Raw genomic sequence first — 527 nt, 5'->3', positions numbered from 1 at the left:
GACGTCGACAAGCCGTTCCTGATGCCGGTGGAAGACGTGTTCTCGATCTCGGGCCGCGGCACCGTGGTGACCGGTCGTATCGAGCGCGGCGTGATCAAGGTCGGCGAAGAAATCGAAATCGTCGGTATCCGTCCGACCCAGAAGACCACCGTGACCGGCGTGGAAATGTTCCGCAAGCTGCTGGACCAGGGCCAGGCGGGCGACAACGCGGGCCTGCTGCTGCGCGGCACCAAGCGTGACGACGTGGAGCGCGGCCAGGTTCTGGCCAAGCCGGGTTCGATCACCCCGCACACCGAGTTCGAAGCCGAGGTGTACGTGCTGTCGAAGGACGAAGGTGGCCGTCACACCCCGTTCTTCAAGGGCTACCGTCCGCAGTTCTACTTCCGCACCACCGACATCACCGGCGCCGTGCAGCTGCCGGAAGGCGTCGAGATGGTGATGCCGGGCGACAACGTGAAGATGTCGGTCACGCTGATCAACCCGGTGGCGATGGACGAAGGCCTGCGCTTCGCGATCCGCGAAGGCGG

Annotated in this window: 1 protein-coding gene; it reads left to right on the top strand. The window is 65.1% G+C overall.

Translation table 11 applies throughout. The features are described from left to right. Positions 1-527, top strand: a 527-nt coding sequence (locus AC1DGW_RS16845) for an EF-Tu C-terminal domain-related protein (protein ID WP_478025201.1), incomplete at both ends; no start/stop codon positions are given.

This window comes from Stenotrophomonas sp. 05N423 (assembly GCF_056397145.1).
Note: the sequence above shows the minus strand (reverse complement) of the source record. Positions and strands in the feature narration are given on the sequence as shown.